Origin of the sequence: Microcoleus sp. F4-D5 (assembly GCF_036704885.1) — a bacterium.
Classification (GTDB): Bacteria; Cyanobacteriota; Cyanobacteriia; order Cyanobacteriales; family Microcoleaceae; genus Microcoleus.
Genome location: NZ_JAUBSX010000005.1, coordinates 36,821 through 58,078, shown reverse-complemented (window position 1 = coordinate 58,078; position 21,258 = coordinate 36,821). Strand labels below are relative to the sequence as shown.

The following is a 21,258-nucleotide window of genomic DNA, read 5'->3' as shown; positions in this document are numbered from 1 at the left end:
ACTTTTGTCAGGGCGATCGTCCTGGTTCGTGCAAAATATCGCCCCAAGCGCGGAGATTGCGACTTATTGGTACGGTTCTGCCAATGTCGTTAGTTGACAAATGTCGATATCCTGTGGGTTAGGAGCAAGGCGCAAGAAATTATGCGGGATTTTTCGATCGTGCTGGTGCTTGACTCTTAACTCCTGAACTTTCCTATAAATAAATACTTCACCCTTCATGCCTCCGAAGGTGGTTTTATAACTGTGAATACTTACTTTTTACCGACAATAAGCGAAATTTTAGCCTCCGAAGGCCAAGAAAATGACCTCAGTCTCTTTGATGCTAAGTTGGCGGGAGAAAACAACCGCCATCGGTGTCCTGCCAGCCGTGGGGCTTCTCGGCTGAAAGCCCAACAGGAATGGTACGGGGCGATCGCAGCTTTGAATCAAATGCTCGACCGCCAAAAAGCAGGACAAAAAACAGATGCCGATCGAGCAAATTGTCGATCGACAATCCCCAATTCCTGTCATGGGTTGGTGTTGTCGGGCCCGTCTTCGGTTTTGACTGACCCCGCTTTGGCCAACGGCTTTGCCAATTGGATTTTTACGAGTATTCCCGACAACGATGCAGCTTTGTGGTCTTTTCGGGCCAGACAAACTTTAGCTTTACTGCCGGCGGCTGATGAGCAAATATCTGTGCCTGCGGCGGCCCCGGCTTTGGCTTTGGCGATCGGCGACCCTTTGGCGCACGAGCAGTTTTGTTTGGTTTTAACTGCTAGTTTTAGCCTGGTGATGGTTTTGGGTGAAAATTCTGCGGGAATTCCGGCTTTTCTATTTTCTTTCGACCCGCAAGTAGTCGCCAAAGCTTGGGAAGTTTTGCGGCTCAGGGTGACTGAAAGCGACTGTTTGCTTGTAAATTCTGATGGCAGTTTCAATTTGCCAGTTAGCCAAGTAACTAATAATTCTACTAAATTAGATGCGCTGTTCGAGCAGTTTTTGCCTGTTGCTCCAAATTATCAAACAGTGATGCAGTTCAGCCGCTTGCTGTTGCATAATTTGCCGGTTGGGAAAGATGAAGCAGGCAGGGTAAAGGATGAAAGAATTGATGATGGTTTGAAGCATAGACATCACAAGTTATCGCCTGCAGATATCAACTGCAAATCTCCAATTCCTCTGGCTAGTAAAGAGGTGGAATTGCTACAGGCGATCGCCCACGAAGTCCGCACACCTTTGGCTACCATTCGCACGCTGACTCGGCTGCTGCTGAAGCGACCCAAACTCGAGCCTGTAGTGGTCAAGCGTTTGGAAATGATTGATGCTGAGTGTACCGCTCAGATCGATCGCTTCGGTTTAATTTTCCGCGCCGTGGAATTGGAAATGTCGCAAGCCAAAAATTCCTGCGTGCAGCTAACAGCAATGTCCCTCGGTGAAGTGCTGCAAAATAGCATTCCCCGCTGGCAAAAACAGGCTGCTGTACGCAACCACACTTTGGAAGTTATTGTTCCGAAAAAGTTGCCCGCAGTAGTCAGCGATCCGACGATGTTGGATCAGGTTTTAACTAATTTAATTGAGAATTTTACTCGAACTTTGCCATCGGGGAGTCGCATTCAGGTGGAGGTGACATTGGCGGGCGATCAGTTAAAGTTGCAGTTGGAATCGGAACATCTACCTGAATGTAATGGCGCATCGACTTTTGCGGCTAAGGCGAATTCTCCTTTGCGATCGATCGGGCCTTTGTTGATGGTGCAGCCGGAGACGGGAAGTTTGAGTTTAAATTTGAGCGTGACTAAGAATTTATTTCGGGCTGCTGGCGGGAAGTTGGTAATTCGCCAGCGCCCTCAAAAGGGTGAGGTGATGACGGTATTTTTGCCGCTGCAATAGTTATTAATTATTGGCAAAATCTGTAGCGGCGGGTTTAACCAACCATCTATGTCAGAAACGAACAATATAATAAACCCGCCCCAGCTTGGTCGGCAAAATAGTTATTAATTATTGGTCGAATCTGTAGCGGCGGGTTTAACCAACCATCTATGTCAGAAACGAACAATATAATAAACCCGCCCAGCCCAACGACTCATGTTAATCTAGGTGATTGGTTGGGTAGGGGCGGGTTTTTATAGATTGTTTGTGAGCCTAAAATATTGTTGGTAAAACCCGCCCCTACAGCACGATCGCATTAATCAATCAAAATCTCAATTACCAACTCCGTTTCTTCTCCCCGTGCAGAAATACAACTCAGTTGGCCGCCGTATTTTTCTTCTACAATTTGAGGCGCGATCGCCAGACCAAACCCAGTCCCTTTGCCCGCGTCTTTAGTGGTAAATAGATAGTAAAAAATCAGATATTTCAGCTCTTCTGAGATTCCGTTTCTGCTATCTGCGATGGCAATTTTTACCTGTTCACCTTCTAGTTTTGTCAGAATAGTGATTTGATTTGGATGGACTTGAAAATCGGCAAAATTCCGTCCTTGATTGGATTCTTCATTTATGGGGCTTTTGCAACTGTTTGCGATCGCGGAAACTTCTCTTCCCGAAGGCATACAATAAAGTTGGCAATTGATACATACTTGTGTTTTTTTGTCAATGCGTAAGTTCTATTTGATTGCAAGCCGGACTGTTTATAATTGCGGGCCGCTACACCCAGGGAGCTAGCTTCCTGATTCTCGTCCCTTGATTCTGCTTGATTTCATTTCAAGTTGGCATTAGGCAAAAAATACTGATAAACTAGACTGGAGTATCTATCCCAAGGAACTTTGACATTGCTTCAATACGACTTTCTATATCGCTTTCTGAAAATGGCTGCTGTTAACGTAGCGTCAAATATTACAATACCCTTATCGGGTGCAATCAGCGTAGCTTTCCTGGGACACCTGTCAAACATTAGTTATTTAGCAGGCGTGGCATTAGGTGCTATTTTGTTTGATTTTCTCTACGAAAGTTGTGCTTTTATCAAGTCAGGAACAACTGCAATTACATCTCAAGCAGTTGGACGAGATGACCGAGAAGCCATACTTCTATCTGGGCTACAAAATGGTTTAATCGCTTTGGGATTGGGTATGCTTTTTCTGCTGCTGCAATACCCTTTGGGGAAGCTAGGCTTTATGTTGTTGAACGCTACGCCCGATGTGCAGCTTGCCGGGATTACTTATTTTAATAGTCGGATTTGGGCAGCGCCTGCTGCTTTCGTCAACTTAGTCTTAATTGGATGGTTTCTGGGAAGAGAACAAAACCGCAAAGTTCTTTTACTCACTATTATTGGGAATGTTGCTAATATTGCACTGAATTACCTTTTCATTGTCCTTTGGGATTGGTCTAGCATGGGGGCTGGATTGTCGCAGGCTATTAGCCAGTATATAACTTTATTTGTCGGACTTGTGATGATATGCCGTGAATTTTCCTTAAAAGAAATAGGTGATTTAACAGGCAAAGTCCTAAATGTGTCCGCATTTCAAACTGCTTTTGTTCTGAATGGCAATCTATCTGTTAGGTCTATAGTTATCGTATCTATTTTTGTCCTTTTCAATGCTTTTAGCTCAACATTGGGTACTGAGGTTCTGGCTGAAAATGTTTTACTACTTCAAATAGTAGCAATAAGTATGTATATGTGTGATGGAGTAGAATACGCTACTGTAACTTTAATCGGTAATTTTCAAGGTCAAGGAACAACACATAAATTTGTGCCTCTTTTGCAAATTGCATTAGCAACCAATCTGGCGATCAGTTTAGTAGTTGGGCTGGCTGCTGTCTTTTTTCCTGACCCTATATTTCATCTGTTCACTAGCCATTCAGAATTGATAGAATCCATTAAAATTTATATCCTTTGGATACCAATTGTTGTACTGGGCGCGGGAGTTGCTTATATTCTAGATGGATATTTTTCTGGCTTGGGTGAGGGCTCTGCTGTACGCAATACGTACTTGGTCAGTGGCTTAGTGGGACTTATCTTTCTATGTTTATCAACCTTTTATTTTCATAGCAATCATTTTTTATGGTTAGCTTTATCCGTATTTATGTTATCTTGCACGTTGATTTCGGGAATACAGATACCTATGACTTTGCAATCAAATGAGGAAAAGGAGGCTGTTGCAAACTTATAATTTAATTTATCTTGAAAATATCGCCAAAACTATCATTTTATATTCATTTATTGGTCAATAAATATAAAAAAACACAAGTGAAATAAGAAATACAAATGAAATACAGAAAACTGGGTAACAGCGAATTGCATATTTCTGAAATCAGTCTTGGTTCCTGGGGTATTTGTGAGGGTGTAGAACAGCAAAATGCAGAGGCTTGCATTTACAAAGCCTTTGACCTGGGTATTAACTTCATTGACACTTCTAATTCTTATGCGGCTGGTGGCGCTGAGTCATTTCTAGGGGAAGTATTACAAGGAATTGAGCGATCGTCCTATATGCTAGCAACCAAGGTCTTCTTTCCCACGTCACCTACTGACCGAGGACTGTCAGCAGCGCAAATTAGAAAACAAATTGATGCTTCCTTAAACCGATTGCGTACCGATTATGTTGACCTGTATCAATGTCATCGCTACGATCCGGACACGCCTTTAGAGGAAACAATGACGGCACTCACTGAGGTAGTGCGTCAGGGAAAAGCTCGTTACATCGGCTTTAGCGAGTGGAGTCCAGAGCAAATTCAATCTGCGTTCAATATTGCTGATGTTGAACGCTTTGTTTCCAGTCAGCCTCAGTATTCTATGCTGTGGCGCACACCGGAAGCTGAAGTGTTTCCATTGTGTGCAGCTAATGGTATCGGTCAGATTGTTTGGTCGCCATTAGCTCAAGGTGTACTTACAGGCAAATACCAGCCAGGGCAAGTTCCACCTCAAAATTCTCGCGCTGCAAATGAAAAAATGAATTGGTTTTTGCTGGAGGAGTTGTTTAGCGATCGCATTCTAACAGCAGTACAGAAACTGAAACCCATTGCCCGAGACTTAGGGTTGAGTATGCCACAGTTAGCCCTGGCTTGGGTACTGCGGTCTGAGTACGTATCTTCAGCCATTATCGGTGCTAGTCGCCCGGAACAAATTGTTGATAACGCTGCTGCATCAGGCATACAACTCGATGCGGACGTATTGGCAGCAATCGATCGAGCACTGGTATCGGTTGTAAGCAATTGAGGAAAGTAGGTCAGGACTTACGCAACTTTCACAAAACTACTGAAAATGTTAAGAAACGTATGCGATCGCTCTGGAAACTCAAGAACACAAGTAGGACTTACGCAGGGAGTCCCAGAAACCGGATTTTTGAGAGAATCTGTGGGCCACAACCAAGTATTTTCGTCAAAAAACCCGGTTTCTTTGGTTGGGTGCGTAAGTTCTGACAAGTTTACAAAGTAACAGCGTTCGTATATGATTTACCTGTCAAAGTACAAAGGAGATTCAATGAATAGTCTGACTAATAAGGAAGTAGTTAAACAGTTTTTTGAAATCTATAACAATCAAGATTACGAAGCTGCATACAAGTATATTGCACCGAATTATATAGATCGTGGGCTACCTCAAGTGCGAAGCGTCGAGGATGCGATTGAGATATTGAAGGCGACTCACAAAGCCTTTCCAGATATCAAAGTGGTGATTGACGATCTGATTGAGGAAAATGACAAAGTTGTATTTCGAGGTCACTTTACAGGTACGCACCGAGGTGAGTTTGTTGGTCTAGCTTCCAGTGGAGTGAAAGTAGAATTTGAGGCGTTAGAGATATTCAAGATTGAGAACCAGAAGATTACGGAATCTTGGGGATATTGGCCCCTTTCAGCAATTGTAAGCCAGATTCAGGCCTCCGAGAAGTTTTAGCCGTAATTCTATGCGTGTAATACATATGTAGATTCGCCAGCCTGAGCATGAATTTAGAAAAACTAACTCCAATAGCTAAGCCAAATGCCCCTATTTGGTTAAAAGTATTAGTAATTTTCCTGATTGGGATAGGGATTTTCTTTCGCTTTGCCCATTTGGGTCAAAAAGCGATCTGGTACGATGAAGCTTTTACCCTCCTAGCGGTTTCTGGTCATACTGTCACTGAAGTACAACAAGAAGTTCTTGATGAGGGCGTAATTCCTGTTGCGGCTTTGGATAAATATCAACACATTAATCCAGACCGAGGCGTCAGCAATACTGTTCGCTATCTAATGACCTCAGACCCACAGCATCCTCCCTTGTACTATACAGTGGTGAGATTGTGGGCGCAAGCATTTGGGGATTCAACCGCTGGGGTGAGGAGTTTATCAGCGGCGATCAGTCTATTGATATTTCCCAGCGTGTATTGGCTGTGTCTAGAGTTGTTCGAGTCAAAAGCTGTGGGATGGGTGGCGATCGCTCTAATGGCTGTTTCTCCCTTGCAGATTTTCTTAGCTCAAGATGCACGCCAGTACGGTTTGTGGATGGTAACAATTCTAGTATGCAGTGCTGCCTTGTTGAGAACTCTCCGACGGGAAACTTTCTTGAACTGGGCAATATATGGCCTGACCCTAGCTGTGGGACTGTATACCCATTTATTGACCGCTTTAGTAGCGATGGCTCATGGCATTTATGTGGCTTCTCAACAACGCTTTCGCCTTAACAAAACTATTGTAAATTATCTGTTTGCAACTTTAGTTGGGCTATTAATTTTTCTTCCTTGGATATTTGTATTTATCACTCATATCGGTACAGCAAATCAACTAACGTCTCATTTATCATTCTACAAATTAGATAATCCCTTCGATTTAATTGCCATTTTACTGGCTCAGATCACTCGAATTTTTTTTGACGTTAACTTTAGTAGTTATACCCCTTTAATTAATAAAGACTTTTGGGAAATAGGTCATATAAATTACAATATTTTAGCGGGTATTTCTTCTGTAATTTTAATGTTTTATATTTTGTATTTTTTCCGCAACGCAAGGTTTACTAAATTTAGTTTGTTTCTAATTCTTTTAGGGGCGACCCCATCTGTCTGCTTGCTGTTACCCGATCTTATTTTGGGGGGGATTCGCTCCACTGTTTTTCGGTATCAGTTGCCTTTATACCTCAGCCTCCAAATTGCTGTCGCTTATGTTTTAGGTATCCATATCTTCTCGGAGAAGCACTGGCAGCAAAAAATTTGGCAATGTTTAATGGTTGGATTCCTGTTGGCTGGACTGGTCTCAGATGTGATGCTCTTTAAAGCTGATACTTGGTGGCTACAAATCGGTAATCAATATCCTATAGCAACAGCAAAATATATCAATAAATTTGATAATCCTTTATTAGTAAGTAGCAACCATAGTTATAATATAGGAAGCTTGCTAATCTTAAATCATCTTTTAAATTCAAACATCAATTTACTAATTGTGCAAGATGACCGCAGGCCACTGCTCCCTCAAGAAGTCGGCAATATCTTTTTGTTTGATTCTGATATGACGAATAGCCAAAACTTGCTTGCTCGATTTAAGGAAGATCAAACCTATTCACTTAGGTTAAGTGACGAGCCATTCACAGAACTGTGGCAAGTCGAAAAAATTCAGAAAGAATAGAAAATATTTTTGAACATGGAGAAGTAAGTTAAATGTGTCAAGAACGTCAGAAAAGTGAAATTAGAGCAGTAAGAACTAGAGAGAAGCTCCATCTGTACATTGATTATCCAAGATTGAAGTTATACTTGTCCGGTTTACCTGTAGCTTTGTTTATCCGTTTTGCTGTAGTGGGTTTGGGTGGGGTAGCGGTAGATTTGGGAGTGTTTGCTCTCCTGCACAAGCCGTTAGGTTTAACATTAACTCCCAGTTCCGTGCTTTCAACAGAGGTTGCAATTATTAACAATTTCCTTTGGAATGATGTGTGGACTTTTAGTGATGTTTCTCAAGCGCAGCAATTAATCAGTCAGCGATTACAACGTTTTTTCAAATTCAATCTGATTTGTTTTTTTGGTTTAATTTTAAATAGTTTAATTGTCAATTGGCTTTTTTATAGATTTGGTGTGAATGAATATATTGCAAAGTTGGTAGCGATCGCCTGCGTTACCCTCTGGAATTTCTGGCTAAACCTCAAGCTAAATTGGCAGGTGAGACAAGGCAATATAGAAAAACTTTCTTCCAGTTTAGAGGATGTTTTAAAAGCCTGAATACTTGTCATCCTGGGGACTCAAGTCGCGTGTACATTTATTTTCGCCAGTGGTCAGCAACCTCTTTAAAGTTCTCTCAATCAGGAATTTTCGCCCCATCACCTCGTTGCTATCCATCATCCGCTACTATATGTATCTTAAGGAAGATTATGACGCTGTAGCATTGACCTGATAATCCTCAAACGTCACCTCGAATCCATCTCCGTCTGGGGAGGCGCACATAACGCCTACTTGAAGCGTTTCATAGGGTAAATACGTCATTCTGAGCATTGCATAGTTAGAAGCTTCATTTAAGTAGAAAATTTGGATAGCTTCTTTAGAGCGTTCAACGCGCAAGTGTAAAATATCAGGGGGATTCGGCAAGGGAATGACTGACCAATCTGAATATTCATGGGTAACGACAGCACTCAGATTTTGTACGCCATCAACATATTCAATACCTGTCTTGATCCAATGCTTTTCATCTGCACGCAGCATGATGCCCGCCTGGTCGTAGATATCCTTGTAATTGCCGCGTATTTTGACATCAACAACAAAATCAGTGCTGATGGAATCAAAGTAAAAATGTCCGGTGTCACGAATAAAACCATAATGGGTAATTCGCCAGAAATCTGTTTTGGGAGAAGTTTTGACAATCAAGCGATCGCCTGAGTCAGTCCATTGGGAGGGTTCATTGAGCCATTGCATAGAGTTTCATCCTGTTCAAAATATTTGATTGCCAGCGGTGTCGGGTGTTTTCTATCTACCGTTCACCAATGCTGTTGAACTAAGTATTCTAATCCCAAGCGAGAGGAAAACATCAGAGCGCAAGGTTCTTGCTCTCCGGGTAACACTCCGTGTTCCAGCAAAGCCTGAGCTTCAGCTTTATTGCGAATGCAAACCAAACAAGAATGCTCTTCCCACTGACCCGATTGAAAATGGCGATCGCCCATTTCTGTTTGCACCACAAAGACCAAATCAACTTCTCCCGTGATCGGGTTGCCAGATATGCCAATAAACCGAGTATTCGTGTCATTTAAGGTCATGGCAACATTCACTTCTTCCCGCAACTCCCGCTGAGCATCTTGATAAAAATTGATGTCTTGAGCTGTAGGAGAAAATGTAGCCCAACCCGCCACAAAATTGAGAACGCCTGTGTAATCCGATGAAGTCGATCGCCTACCAATGTAGACATTACCATCCGCAGTCAGCGGAACCACCGCAACCCCAACTCCCCTGGCAAAATAGGCGTAGGGATCTTGGTAAGTTGTCAGTCCGCGCATCATCAGCTTTAGTGCTTCGAGGGAACTGCGAGTCAAATCCAGACGACAACGCGGGTAGCTAGTGGGCCCAACTTCCAGCGTGAAGGTGTCTTGACTGCGAGACCAGAATCCAGCCACTCCAGCGCCAGACCAGCGGACTTTGCGATCGTCATAGCTGCTGGGTTTAGTGCCATCTGAGAGGAGACCCATACGAATCTGGGGATCGATCGCAGCTTCCAAATAAGCATGAAACTGCGTGTCAAGCGGCTCATCATTGAGATTTTGAGGCCCGTGCCCCTCCCGCACCTGAATTCTGGTTACGCCTGCCACCTCATCGGGCTCGATCGAGTGAAGAAAGTCGCGACCTGCAATTAGCGCCTCAGATAACGCTTTACCCTGGGGCAAATCGAAAAGAGCCGCAACTACCCGATCGCGACAGGCAAGATATTCGGAGGTTTGGGAGAGGGGAGATTCAAGCACTTTTCAATTGCTCGCAACGCTGATAAAACTGCTGAATTTCGGCGATGATAAAATCTAGTTCTTCATCAGTCAAACTATAGGATGAGGGCAAAGAAATTCCTCGCTCATAAGCAGATGTACTGACAGGATAGGTCATGCTGGGATCTGTCCAGCCTTGATAGCAAGGTTGAAGATGAAGCGGACAGAAAAATAGTCTGGTTTGAATTCCCCGATGGGCTAAATAGTCAGCCAGTTCAGCCCGGTTTTCCGCAAAGAAAGAGGTAAACCAGTGGACGGGCTTACACCGCGGGTCTATAACGATCGGCTGCAACTCCGTCACATCTGCTAAACCAGCCATGTAAGCTTCATAAATTTGCTGTTTGCGCTCAATAATTGCAGGTAACTTTCTGAGTTGGGCAACACCAATGGCTGCCTGCATTTCTGTCATGGAAAAATTAAAGCCGATATGTTCGTGGATAAACGTGCCGCGGCGCGATCGCCCGTGATTCTTAAGCCGGCGGCAAGTCTGGGCAACAGTATCGCAGTCGGTGAGAATAATCCCACCTTCACCACAGGTAATCGTTTTGTTGCCATAGAACGAAAACGCACCTGCCTCTCCGTCATAACCGACATGACGATCGTTGAACTCTACTCCGATCGCCTGTGCTGCATCTTCAATCACCTTCAACTCAAAGCGCTTAGCAAAGGCGAGCACCGCATCCATATCTGCACTTTGACCGTACAAATGGACAGGCATAATCCCTTTAGTCTTGTCATTGACCAGCGCTGCGGCTGCTTCTACATCAATGCACAGGGTATCTGCTCTAACTGGGCAAAAGACGGGCTTAGCCCCTGCCATAATCACCGCATTCGAGGAAGCAACAAAGGTCATGTTGGGGACAATCACCTCATCTCCATGACCGATATCCAGAGCCTTGAGGATGCAGTATAAGGCAGCAGTACCGTTGCAAACAGCAATTGCGTGCTTTGCCCCCGTTAAAGCCCTAATGCCAGCTTCAAACTCCTCTGTCACCTTATTCTCGGTTAAGTAGGTTGATTCCATCACCCGCTTAACTTCTTGCCATTCAGTATCGTCAATCCAAGGTTGAATTTGAGGGATCATATCAATGATGTTTCTTTAGAGGCTGTTTGTGAAGTAAATCTTCTCACTCCTACTTCCTTAAAGGATGAAACAGGGATCTGCGAGAATAGATCTACCTAAATCATTTAGGCAATCATTATCCCTCTTTTGTGACTTTCGGTAGATAATTTTTGGGAACTATTGGTTGGTAAGGCTTTCGCCTTGCGAAGAATAAATTGTTGAGCATGGTTAAAATCCAGAGACGGCAAGGCGAAAGCTTTTTTTACAGTCCAAGTAACCAAAGAGGGATTATGATATTATCCGATCAACCGTTCAACACTGACAGCAGTATCCATCCATGCTGGCAAGTCTTTTCACGATCCGCCGCGATCGAGGTGGTTTAGGTACTATACCAAATCCTGAGCGAAGAAATCTTCCTCTTTTTATTGATTTTAATTACCCATGACCGTAATGTCTCATTCTCCTTGGTGGAAGTCTGCTGTTATTTATCAGACTTATCTACGCAGCTTTCAGGACTCGAACGGAGATGGCATCGGTGATATCCGTGGCATTATCCAGCGACTGGATTATTTAGAATGGCTTGGGATAGATGCCATCTGGGTGACACCATACTATCCCTCTCCAATGGCCGATTTTGGTTATGATGTTAGCGACCATACAAACGTCGATCCTGTCTTTGGAACTCTTTCAGATATAGATAGTTTGATCGGAGATTTGCACGATCGCAATCTCAAGCTCTTGATTGACTTTGTTGCCGCCCATACTAGCGATCGGCATCAGTGGTTTATTGAATCCCGCAGTTCGCGTTCTCATCCCAAGCGAGACTGGTATATATGGAAAGATCCAAAGCCAGATGGTAGCCTTCCCAATAATTGGCTGGGACGTTTTGATGGGCTTTCTGGCTGGGAATGGGACGATCGAACAGAGCAATACTATCTACACTCGTTTCTCAAGGAACAGCCAGATATCAATTGGCGCAACCCCGATGCTAAACAGGCGATGCTGGATGTACTGCATTTTTGGTTGCAGCGAGGCGTAGATGGAATTCGAGTTGATGCCGCCTATCGCGCTTACAAGGATTTGCAGTTTCGAGATAATCCCGTGAATCCCGACTGGCATCCCGGCATGGAACCATCCGATCGCCTGTTTGAAGTCTTCAGTAAAAATATACCGGAAATTCACGATTTCAATCGGATGCTGCGAACGCTGGTAGATGGGTACGGCGATCGGCTTTTGATTGCTGAACTATACAAATCACTAGAAGAAATAGTCAAGCACTATGGAGCAAATGACGAATTTCATTTACCGCTCAATTCCGAATTGATGTCATCGGATTTGCAGTGGAGTGCTGAGTCCGTCAGAGAAATTGTCGATCGTTACGAGAGACTGCTGCCTGAAGGTGCATGGCCCAATTGGTCATTAAGCAATCATGACAAGCATCGCGTCGCCAGCAGAATTGGGATTTCTCAAGCCAAAATCGCTATGATGCTATTGCTCACCCTTCGCGGTACACCAACAATCTACTACGGAGAAGAACTGGGAATGGAGGATGGCTGGATTCCCTCCGAGCATATCCAAGATCCTTGGGAAAAAAAAGCTCCCGGCATTGGGGTGGGGCGCGATCCCGAACGCACGCCGATGCTTTGGGATCGTTCTGCGAATGCAGGCTTCTGTTCAGAATCAGTTCATCCTTGGCTACCCATCACTCATGACTACAGCAGTATTAATGTCGAAGCACAAAAGCATGACTCTCGATCGTTCCTCTCACTAACTCGGGCGCTGTTGCGCTTGCGTCGGCGACAATCAGCACTACAGCTTGGTGACTACACTTCTTTATACTCACCATCACAGTTGTTCTGCTATCGACGCTTTGACGAGGAATCGGATCTCGTTGTGGTTTTGAACTTCAGTTCTGAATACCAGGAATGGACATTACCGATCGAGTTTCGCAACCAGTCAAAAGTTCTCCTCTCTACATTCATGGATCGCCAGGGAGGGCAACTGGGACACACCCTTGAGCTGCGAGGAAATGAAGGTCTGATCGTCCAGCGCAGCCATCAATCGTAATCGAGGAGAAAAAATGATTTCTTAATCTGTTTCGCATATAATCACGAAAGTTTTGCACTCCTCATCCTGTCCATTTATTTCTACTCCTGTTTCATTATGATTACTACTGAACGCACGATCGTTTTCTCCACAAAGCATCAAGCAACCATGAAAGATCAGATCACACCAGATATGGGTAAAGATCCGGTTTTCATGGATTTATTTGAGCAGGTAAAGCCTTATACAATGACCAGCGTAGAGGCTCTCTTTGCCCTTTATACATCGGTGAACTACGTCCTCGATCGCGAGATACCCGGTGATATTCTCGAGTGCGGAGTTTGGAGAGGAGGAAGTGCTTTACTTGCTGCCTTGATTATGAAAGCGCGAAACGTTAGCGATCGGCAGCTATATCTGTACGACACGTTTCAGGGTATGCCAACCCCCACTGAATTTGATGTGGACAAATACGGACGTACCGGCTTTGAAATGATGGAGCAATATGGGGACGATATTGGCTGGTGTTACGCTTCATTGGAAGATGTGCAAGCAGCTTTCTCCGTCCATAATTTTGATTTTAAGATTCATTTTGTTCGAGGAGATGTCATTGAAACATTAGAAAAAATTAAACCCGAAACCATCTCTGTGCTGCGTCTAGATACCGATTGGTATGAATCAACAGCCGTTGAGTTTCAACTGCTATATCCTCGACTCTCCACAGGAGGCGTTCTGATCGTTGATGACTATGGCTGCTGGGCTGGATCGCGCAAAGCCACGGATGACTACTTCCGTGAAGTGCCCGGGCCAATGCTGACAAGGATTGATAAGGAAGTGCGCCTTGGAATCAAGATTTAGACTGATGATTTTTGAGTAAACTATAGCGCTTCTTAAGTTAATGAGTTACAAGCAAGGGGTTTAAGCCCCTTGCTTGATGGCATATGGTGTACCTTACAAGTTGAGAAGTTGCTATGTGAGAGGTAGTGAAATATGATGAAAATTAATGCAAAAATGGAGCCTGACAACAGAATTGATTACTCTTTAGAAAAAAATTCAAGCTATGACTCTAATTTAGAGGGGATTAGAGGACTTGCTGCATTGTCAGTTGCATCATCTCATGTTTTGTTTCTAAAAAACTTTTTAGACCCTACCTACCATCCCAATATTTATTTTGGTTATTTGCCAGCAGCACATAGTGCTGTTTTACTATTCTTTGTCCTCTCAGGCTACCTCATTGGCTTAACGACCACAAAAGAGTTCTCTATTCAGCAGGCTCATAATTATATATTACGCCGTGCCATTAGAATTTTACCAATTTATTTCATTGCTATTTGTTTCGCAGTATTGGCTGAACCAAATGAAAAATTAAATATAGTTTTAGGAAATTTATTTTTATTACAAAATTTTGATAAATACTTTTCTTTTTTTCTACCTCCTTTAGCAGGTAATGGAGCTGTATGGAGTTTAAATTACGAAATTCTATATTATTTAGTTTTTCTTTTAGTCTGGTGGTTGCGACCTAAAATTTTATATCTATTTTTAGGCGCTCTTCTAATCAGTGTTCTTGGCTGGTTTCTTCCCTTATTTCCACAATTTCTTGCTGGTTATGCATCTGGATGGATTTTTTGGTTGAGTGGACTATTATTATCATGGAAAGTACCACCTTCTAGTCACAAAGAATCATTTTTTCCTCTTATTAGCTATATTTTATTATTTCATGCTACAAATCATTTTTTCACATGTAAATTAATTTTAAACGATCCTGTTTTTCCTGGTATGGTCAGTTTAGCTGACCTAACAATTTTGCCAATCTGTATATTAATAATCTGTGAAATCACAGGTCGCTATTTTTGTGGTTTTATTTATTTGCGTTTACTCTGTTTCTTTCTACCTATCTTTCACCTGGTTTGGATAATTTTGAAGGGATATCTTTTTCAAGATCCGCAATTGGTAGCAGCATCTTTTTTCACTATACTTGCATTTTTTTTGGTTAAATATAATACATCTGGTAACTGCTTAACAAAAATGGCTTTTATGGGTCGTATTTCTTATGCATTCTATCTATTACATATGCCGATTGCAATACTAATGCATAAATACTTTCCTTGGCAGGGAACAGTTTTGAGTTTTTTACTAGGTTTATTAATTTGGCTTGTTATCACAATAACATTATCAAGTTTTCTAGAGCTTGTTGTACAACCTAAGATTAAATACTATTTCAGCACATCCTTGTTATTAAAAATTGTTGATGGTAGAAACATTGCTGTAGATACTGTATCTATTGAACTTGAAAAAGGGGTAAAATCTAATTAAACAAAGGCAGTTTTATACAGCAGGGCTGAAGGCTTGACACTTTATCCTACTTCCTTCTCTTTTGAAGCTCACAGATATAAAGTTCTTCAAGTCGTTGTATGTGATTCTTTATGTCGTATCGTTGGGCACAGAGAAAAGCGTTGTTAATCATCGTTTCTCTAAGGCATGAATCGTTTAAGAGTGTTAATATCCCTTGGGCAATTTGATCGCTGTTCTTGTAATCAACAACCCAGGCATTTTCTTTGTGTACAGCATAATCTAAAGCAGTACCTGCAAGAGTAATAACAGATGGAACTTTAGAAAGCATTGCTTCTACATAGACGAGACCGAACGCCTCTAGATAAGAAGCAGTAGTCACATGAACAAAAACATCAAATAACCTGAACAGGGCAAAAAGATCCTCTTCAAATGGGATTTCAATATAGCTTTGCTCAGGTAACTGCGACAACTTATCTGTGATGCTGATAATGTCCTCGTATTGAGGCGCAACGATGTCCTCTTTGCGAGCATTACGCTTTTGCTCCTCGAATCTGGCACGATTTACATGTGTACCCGAAAGAACTAAGATTGCGTTGGGATAAGTTTCGAGAACTTTCTTGTGTGCTTCAATGACGTATTCAACTCCTTTCGATTTGACATACCTCGCAGCCACACCGATAACAGGACCGTAATGATTTGCTAGATACTTTGAGCGCAATTTATCAATGCGAGAAGGGTCTACATTCTCAAATTCACTGATATCAAATCCCATTGGTATAACTGTGATTTTATCATCTGGTATACCGTCTTCTATCATACCTTGCTTGCATGAGTTGCTAGCACCAATAATATTAGTGGCGCACTCCCATATCAAGCGATGTTTGCTTGGAGCATGACGCGTATAGTATTTAATTGAAGGATGTTCTCTGAAGAAGATTCGTACTGGAACATTTGCGTAGTAGGCAGCTTGCATCCCAGCCAAGCTTCCCGCGAACCAATGAGTTTGAACAATATCAGTCTTATTTCTAATCAAGTGATCGTAGATAAATTTGACGATCTCTGGGGTATTGCTATAATCCTGATAGGAAGCAACAGTGCAAGGAACATCAATCTGGCTTAAAAAGGAAATCATAGGATCGCCTTCATTAAGAATGATATAGTCAATGGCGAATTTACTCTTATCGATACATTTGGCGACCAATTCAAAGGGAACCCAACGAATATGGTGCGTGAAGATATAGGTAATTTTAATTCTTTGCTCTGCTATGGCCATAACTGTGGAACTGGTAGTCTTTGTATAGGTGATTAGGTATATTGGGATTTTCTAGCCCACTCTGGCTGAGATAGAATCTATATCTAGCAAAAGTCTTCCTCTTGCAATCTACTGAAGCCGTTCAGTCACGGGACAATCTATAGCCTTTCTCAAGCGTGGTGAGGTATGAATGACAGCTTATATAACCAATGAAACGTATAGGGCCGGGGCCCAACTACGTACCTCATCTTTCTGAGAACCGCTATAGTTATTCAGAATTTTACCAGAAGATGCACAATGTGAAGCTAAATCTCCATTGAAATCGACATTCCTGTTTAAAAGAAATCTCTTGGCGGCGTCTTGGGAAATAGTAAAAGAATATCTGCAGGGCATTCAGGTAGAATAATTGAAGGGTTCAATGAGGATTTCGGCTCAACTCCATCTCTTGAGGTAAAGATGAGCCAGCAAACAGCTAACAGTTAACAGTTAACGGTTAACTGCTAACTGTTAACCTAATTCAGTTAACCTAATTCATTCTGGCTTTCAAGGCATCTCGCGCTTGTTCTCGATCGTCAAAATGGACTTTTTCGGTGCCCAAAATTTGATAATCTTCGTGTCCCTTCCCTGCAATCAGCACGCCATCTCCCGGTTTAGCGTCCATAATAGCAGTGCGAATTGCAGCGGCTCGATCGCACATCACGATCGGCTTTACTGCGGCGGGAATTCCTGCTAAAATATCGTCCAAAATGCGATCGGGATTTTCCGTGCGCGGATTGTCGGAAGTAACAACAGCTAAATCGGCTAATTCTGCAACGATTTTACCCATGATCGGGCGCTTAGTGCGATCGCGATCGCCGCCGCAGCCAAACACGCAAATCATCTGACCCGGAATAAACGGCCGCGACGCCTTCAACAAGTTCTCCAAACTGTCGGGAGTGTGCGCGTAATCGACAATAACGCTAATATCTTGTTCCGGGCTAATTTGCACCCGTTCCATCCGTCCCGGAACTCCCGAAAATTGAGATAATTTCTCCACAATTGCGGACAAATCTAAACCCAATTCTAAAACAGCACCCACCGCAGCCAACATATTTGATAAATTGAACTGACCGACTAAAGGCAAAGAAAAAGCCGTTTCGCCCTTCGGAGTGTGCAGCATTCCCTTAACTCCATTGGGCTGATACTGCAAATCTGAAGCATACAAATCTGCCGTTTTGTCGCTAGTGCTATAACTCCAAACTTTTTCCGATTTAACAGTTTCAACTATCCGCTTCCCGTAGGGGTCGTCAATATTAACTACAGCGCGATTTTTGAGATAATTTGGACTGAACAAAAGCGATTTAGCCTTAAAATAATCTTCCATATCGCGGTGATAATCGAGATGGTCTTGAGTCAAGTTGGTAAACACAGCAACTTCAAAACTACACCCCAAAACTCGCTGCTGCGCTAGGGCGTGGGAACTGACTTCCATCACGCCGTGTTTGCATCCGGCGACTACAGCTTCTGCTAATTGCTTTTGCAGGTCAACTGCAAAAGGTGTGGTGTAAAGTGCAGTTTGTTGGAAGCCCGGCCAGCGAGTGTAAAGCGTGCCAAAAAGCGCCGTCGGCAATTGCATTTCATTGAGCAAAAATTCTATTAAATGAGTAGTTGTAGTTTTGCCGTTAGTCCCGGTAACGCCGACAAGTTTTAATTTGCTAGCTGGATTGCCGTAAAAAGCAGTGGCTATTTGACCGCAAACTTGAGCCATATCGGCTGCTGCGATGACGCAACTACCCCCGTTTTCGGAAGGTGTCTTCTCGGCTGCTTGGGTGGAAATTATGGCGGCAACTGCACCAGATTCGATCGCACTTTGCCAAAAATCTCCGCCATCTACCCGAGTTCCCGGCATTCCCAAAAATAAATCTCCCGCCTGACAAGCGTGGGAATTAGTGGATAAACCCTTGACTTCGGCATCGAGGGCAGGATGTTTGGCGTCAAAGGAAATGTTGGGAACTGCTGCTAATAATTCTCTCAATTTCATCGGAAAAACTCCTCGCTTGAATGTCTTGAATATGACTGGCGGAACACATTGTTTGAGCCAATCTCTACAGGTTTTTGCTGTGCGCGGTGCAAACCCTAAGTTTTTTTTATGCGCGGTGTAAAATCTCTCGGCCTAGAGTAAGCTGCACACCGAGCACCCCGAGGTCAGGATGAAAACCTGAGTTTTTGGGTAAATCGTATTATTGTGACGGATCGATTTGCAAATATTTCTGTAACATTTGCTCCAATTGGGCGACACTACAGCGGGGAGAAGGACGGGGTAACAGTTCTTCAGCGGAGAATCCAGCCTCGCCAGCAGAATTTGTTGGCTGGGGCTGCACTTTAAACAAAACTGGAACTTCGTACTGATAAGCTTGAAACCAGTCATCGCGTGTGGTAATATCTCTGACTTCGAGTTGAAACTTGAGGCTTTCAATCTGTTCGAGTTTTTCTTGCAAACCTTCGCACAAGTGGCATCCGGGTTTGCTGTACAAAATCAATCGCATCATAACAGTAAGATTAAACTCGATCTTAAATTCTCAAATGTGCGATCGCAAGTTGGCGAACTCAACGCGAGTAAGACGCAACTCGCGTCTTTATTGGTCGCAATCCGCGATCGAAGTTATCTTAGCATTAGCAGCCAACAGATTACCGCGCTTGAGTATCTCTTTATTCTCTTCCTCTGTGTCCTCTGCGCCTCTGCGGTAAAAAAATAAATCTAGTTCACCAATGAAAAAGTTAAATTTATTCACACCACCTAATTGTCAAAATACAATTGACTAATAAATCAATCTTTAGTATAGTATATAAATAGCCCTACAGAAAGGAGGCAGTATGGACTGCACCGAATACGCAGAAGCCAAGCGAAAAGCAGCTAAAAAAATTAGCGCCGACATTCGAGAACGCTGGAACAATCGCATCGTGACGCGAGGATTGCACTTGATGGGTGAAGCGGGGGCAGTGCAGTATTTAGCTGATTACGGGCGCGGCATCGGTACGGCAAAAGTTATTAGTTTTGCACTGTGCGCGGAGTCGGAAGGATACCCGGAAATGGCTTTTGGCTTTTGGAAAAGAGCTTTTGAATTGGAAACGGGAGAAAAGCCGATCGCCCTGAATCCTCAAAACAATTCTACCGCCGATTTAGCTGCTGCTAAACAATCAACTTCCGCCCCAAAAATAGAAACTGCCAACAATCCCATTGTTGCCGAATTGCCACCGCACTTGCAGCCGGGAAGGATTGTCACCATGCAGCCGGTTGACGCGCCGAGCGATCGTTCTTATTATATCGAAAATCCCGATTATTGGGGGCAGCCGAAGCGCGACGGTAATCGAGTAGTTGCCATCGCGACGCCAGATAAAGTATACTACCAATCGCGATCGACTAACCTGCGACAGCAAGCATCAATTGAGATCGATCGCGCATTAATCGACACAGCCGCTAAAATTGGCACCTTTGTTTTAGACGGCGAACTGTATTACAAAAGCTGTACCGGCAGCGAACACCGCACGGGCGCGCAAGCTGCTACAGTTAATATTGAAAGCGGTTTTCCGACAACTCAGCCTAACGCAATTTATGCTATTTTTAAAAGTTTGTTTTTCAAAGGCAATGATTTAACTACCGCAGCAGAATCCGAACGAATTGCAGCGGGAGTTGAAGTTGGCGAAATGCTGGCGAATTTATCCCCAGCCTTTGAAGTTTTACCGACATTTCGCACTGCAGCCGAAAAACTCGTCCTGGCAAATCAGCAGGAATCTGAAAATAAAGAAGGCGAAGTTTGGGTGTTGCACAACTGCCGCTATGTCGGCGGCAAAGATGTTAAGCAATATCCTATGGTGAGGACTAAATACTGTCTAGAATTAGACCTTTTCATTGTCGGATTGACAAATACAAAAGTTGCAGGGCGGCCCTTTAGCGCCGTCAAAGTAGCGCAAGAAATTGATGGCAAATTAGTCCCAGTAGGAACAGTGGGAACGGGTTTTAGCGCCGGGGAAATGCAGGAAATTGCCCGACTCTACGAGGCTAACCCCAAAAGTGTCAAAATTAAAGTGCGATCGCAGGGTTTGACGGAAAGTGGCAAATTATGGCACGCACGATTTCTGGAGTTTTGTTAAATTTGTAGGGAAACGGCACTGCCGTTTCCCACCCGGGTATGCGATTATTAACCAATAGTGTCAAATAAAAATATCGGAGGAAACATCAATGTTTGTTAGCAAAAATAATTTTTACATCTCCCCAGAAGAGTACCTAGAAGGCGAACGAGTAAGCCCCATCAAACACGAATACAGACGCGGACACGTTTATGCAATGACCGGGGCAAAAAAACCTCATATTGTTATTTCAGTAAATTTAGCAAGTTTGCTTAACAATCATCTCCGCGAGAGTTCCTGCTTAGTTCTTTCATCAGATATAAAAGTCCGACTGGAAGAGGCAAATTGCTATTACTATCCTGATGTAGCTGTGACTTGCGACGAAAGAGATACAAGTTCCACCGAAGACTTCATTCTCTATCCATCTCTAATTATTGAGGTGCTATCTCCCTCAACTGCATCTTTTGACAGGGGCGATAAATTTGTCGATTACCAAACTTCTCCGAGTTTGCAAGAATACGTACTCATCACTCAATCTGAGATTAAAATTGAGTGTTTTCGGTTGAATGAGTCAGGAAATTGGGTGTCTCAAACTTACGGACAAGGAGATAGAGTAGAATTTGTTAGTGCGAATTTTAGTTGTCCAATTAGCGAAATCTATGAAAAAGTACCAGGCCTCATATTGTGATGT

At 43.2% G+C, this 21,258-nt stretch carries 18 protein-coding genes; 11 read left to right on the top strand and 7 right to left on the bottom strand.

The genetic code is table 11. The features are described 5' to 3' along the window. Positions 1-243: 243 nt before the first annotated feature. A complete protein-coding gene (locus QUA80_RS03985) occupies positions 244-1,860 on the top strand; it encodes a HAMP domain-containing sensor histidine kinase (RefSeq protein WP_333421621.1) in 1,617 nt (538 codons plus the stop codon). A gap of 295 nt (positions 1,861-2,155) precedes the next feature. On the opposite strand, the gene QUA80_RS03980 is transcribed toward QUA80_RS03985, so the two are convergent. Then, positions 2,156-2,518 (bottom strand): ATP-binding protein, encoded by a 363-nt coding sequence (locus tag QUA80_RS03980; protein WP_333421619.1) that lies wholly within the window; start codon positions 2,516-2,518, stop codon positions 2,156-2,158. 219 nt (positions 2,519-2,737) lie between these two features. Here QUA80_RS03980 and gntT point away from each other — a divergent pair, with 219 nt between their 5' ends. The 5 genes from gntT to QUA80_RS03955 all read left to right on the top strand — a co-directional run bounded on the left by gntT (position 2,738) and on the right by QUA80_RS03955 (position 8,074). Continuing rightward, positions 2,738-4,075: a guanitoxin biosynthesis MATE family efflux transporter GntT gene (gene gntT, locus QUA80_RS03975; protein ID WP_333421617.1), complete on the top strand. Its 1,338-nt coding sequence runs from the start codon at positions 2,738-2,740 to the stop codon at positions 4,073-4,075. A 95-nt stretch (positions 4,076-4,170) separates the two neighbouring features. Further along, positions 4,171-5,118, top strand: a complete 948-nt coding sequence (locus tag QUA80_RS03970) for an aldo/keto reductase family protein (RefSeq protein WP_333421615.1) — start codon at positions 4,171-4,173, stop codon at positions 5,116-5,118. A 264-nt stretch (positions 5,119-5,382) separates the two neighbouring features. Then, positions 5,383-5,793 (top strand): ester cyclase, encoded by a 411-nt coding sequence (locus tag QUA80_RS03965; protein WP_333421613.1) that lies wholly within the window; start codon positions 5,383-5,385, stop codon positions 5,791-5,793. 47 nt (positions 5,794-5,840) lie between these two features. Further along, positions 5,841-7,490: a glycosyltransferase family 39 protein gene (locus QUA80_RS03960; protein WP_333421611.1), complete on the top strand. Its 1,650-nt coding sequence runs from the start codon at positions 5,841-5,843 to the stop codon at positions 7,488-7,490. Positions 7,491-7,603: 113 nt separating this feature from the next. Next, positions 7,604-8,074, top strand: coding sequence for a GtrA family protein (locus tag QUA80_RS03955; RefSeq protein WP_333421609.1), 471 nt, complete (start codon positions 7,604-7,606; stop codon positions 8,072-8,074). A gap of 147 nt (positions 8,075-8,221) precedes the next feature. Here QUA80_RS03955 and QUA80_RS03950 read toward each other — a convergent pair whose 3' ends face one another. The 3 genes from QUA80_RS03950 to QUA80_RS03940 form a co-directional block, all read right to left on the bottom strand. Continuing rightward, the gene (locus QUA80_RS03950) at positions 8,222-8,761 is read right to left on the bottom strand and encodes a DUF1349 domain-containing protein (protein ID WP_333421607.1); all 540 of its coding nucleotides are present in this window, start codon (positions 8,759-8,761) and stop codon (positions 8,222-8,224) included. Positions 8,762-8,823: 62 nt separating this feature from the next. Beyond that, complete coding sequence (locus QUA80_RS03945) at positions 8,824-9,795, bottom strand: hypothetical protein (protein WP_333421605.1); 972 nt, start codon at positions 9,793-9,795, stop codon at positions 8,824-8,826. Beyond that, on the bottom strand, positions 9,788-10,897 hold the full coding sequence (locus tag QUA80_RS03940; RefSeq protein WP_333421603.1) for a DegT/DnrJ/EryC1/StrS family aminotransferase: 1,110 nt from the start codon (positions 10,895-10,897) through the stop codon (positions 9,788-9,790). Before QUA80_RS03940 ends, QUA80_RS03945 begins: the two co-directional genes overlap by 8 nt. A 420-nt stretch (positions 10,898-11,317) precedes the next feature. Between QUA80_RS03940 and QUA80_RS03935 the strand changes: the two genes are divergently transcribed. From QUA80_RS03935 to QUA80_RS03925, 3 genes are all read left to right on the top strand, one after another. Continuing rightward, positions 11,318-12,943, top strand: coding sequence for an alpha-amylase family glycosyl hydrolase (locus QUA80_RS03935; protein ID WP_333421601.1), 1,626 nt, complete (start codon positions 11,318-11,320; stop codon positions 12,941-12,943). Between the two features lie 96 nt (positions 12,944-13,039). Then, positions 13,040-13,774, top strand: coding sequence for a TylF/MycF/NovP-related O-methyltransferase (locus tag QUA80_RS03930; RefSeq protein ID WP_333421599.1), 735 nt, complete (start codon positions 13,040-13,042; stop codon positions 13,772-13,774). 132 nt (positions 13,775-13,906) lie between these two features. Then, positions 13,907-15,229, top strand: coding sequence for an acyltransferase (locus QUA80_RS03925; RefSeq protein ID WP_333421597.1), 1,323 nt, complete (start codon positions 13,907-13,909; stop codon positions 15,227-15,229). Positions 15,230-15,275: 46 nt separating this feature from the next. On the opposite strand, the gene QUA80_RS03920 is transcribed toward QUA80_RS03925, so the two are convergent. The 3 genes from QUA80_RS03920 to QUA80_RS03910 form a co-directional block, all read right to left on the bottom strand. After that, entirely contained in the window at positions 15,276-16,481 is a 1,206-nt protein-coding gene (locus tag QUA80_RS03920) for a glycosyltransferase family 4 protein (RefSeq protein ID WP_333421595.1), read from the bottom strand. Between the two features lie 505 nt (positions 16,482-16,986). Continuing rightward, a complete protein-coding gene (locus tag QUA80_RS03915; protein ID WP_333421593.1) occupies positions 16,987-18,480 on the bottom strand; it encodes a UDP-N-acetylmuramoyl-L-alanyl-D-glutamate--2,6-diaminopimelate ligase in 1,494 nt (497 codons plus the stop codon). A 199-nt stretch (positions 18,481-18,679) separates the two neighbouring features. Beyond that, complete coding sequence (locus tag QUA80_RS03910) at positions 18,680-18,985, bottom strand: glutaredoxin family protein (protein ID WP_333421775.1); 306 nt, start codon at positions 18,983-18,985, stop codon at positions 18,680-18,682. Between the two features lie 328 nt (positions 18,986-19,313). On the opposite strand from QUA80_RS03910, the gene QUA80_RS03905 reads away from it, so the two are divergent. Beyond that, positions 19,314-20,591, top strand: a complete 1,278-nt coding sequence (locus tag QUA80_RS03905; RefSeq protein WP_333421591.1) for an ATP-dependent DNA ligase — start codon at positions 19,314-19,316, stop codon at positions 20,589-20,591. Between the two features lie 88 nt (positions 20,592-20,679). Continuing rightward, a complete protein-coding gene (locus QUA80_RS03900) occupies positions 20,680-21,255 on the top strand; it encodes a Uma2 family endonuclease (RefSeq protein WP_333421590.1) in 576 nt (191 codons plus the stop codon). Positions 21,256-21,258: the final 3 nt, after the last annotated feature.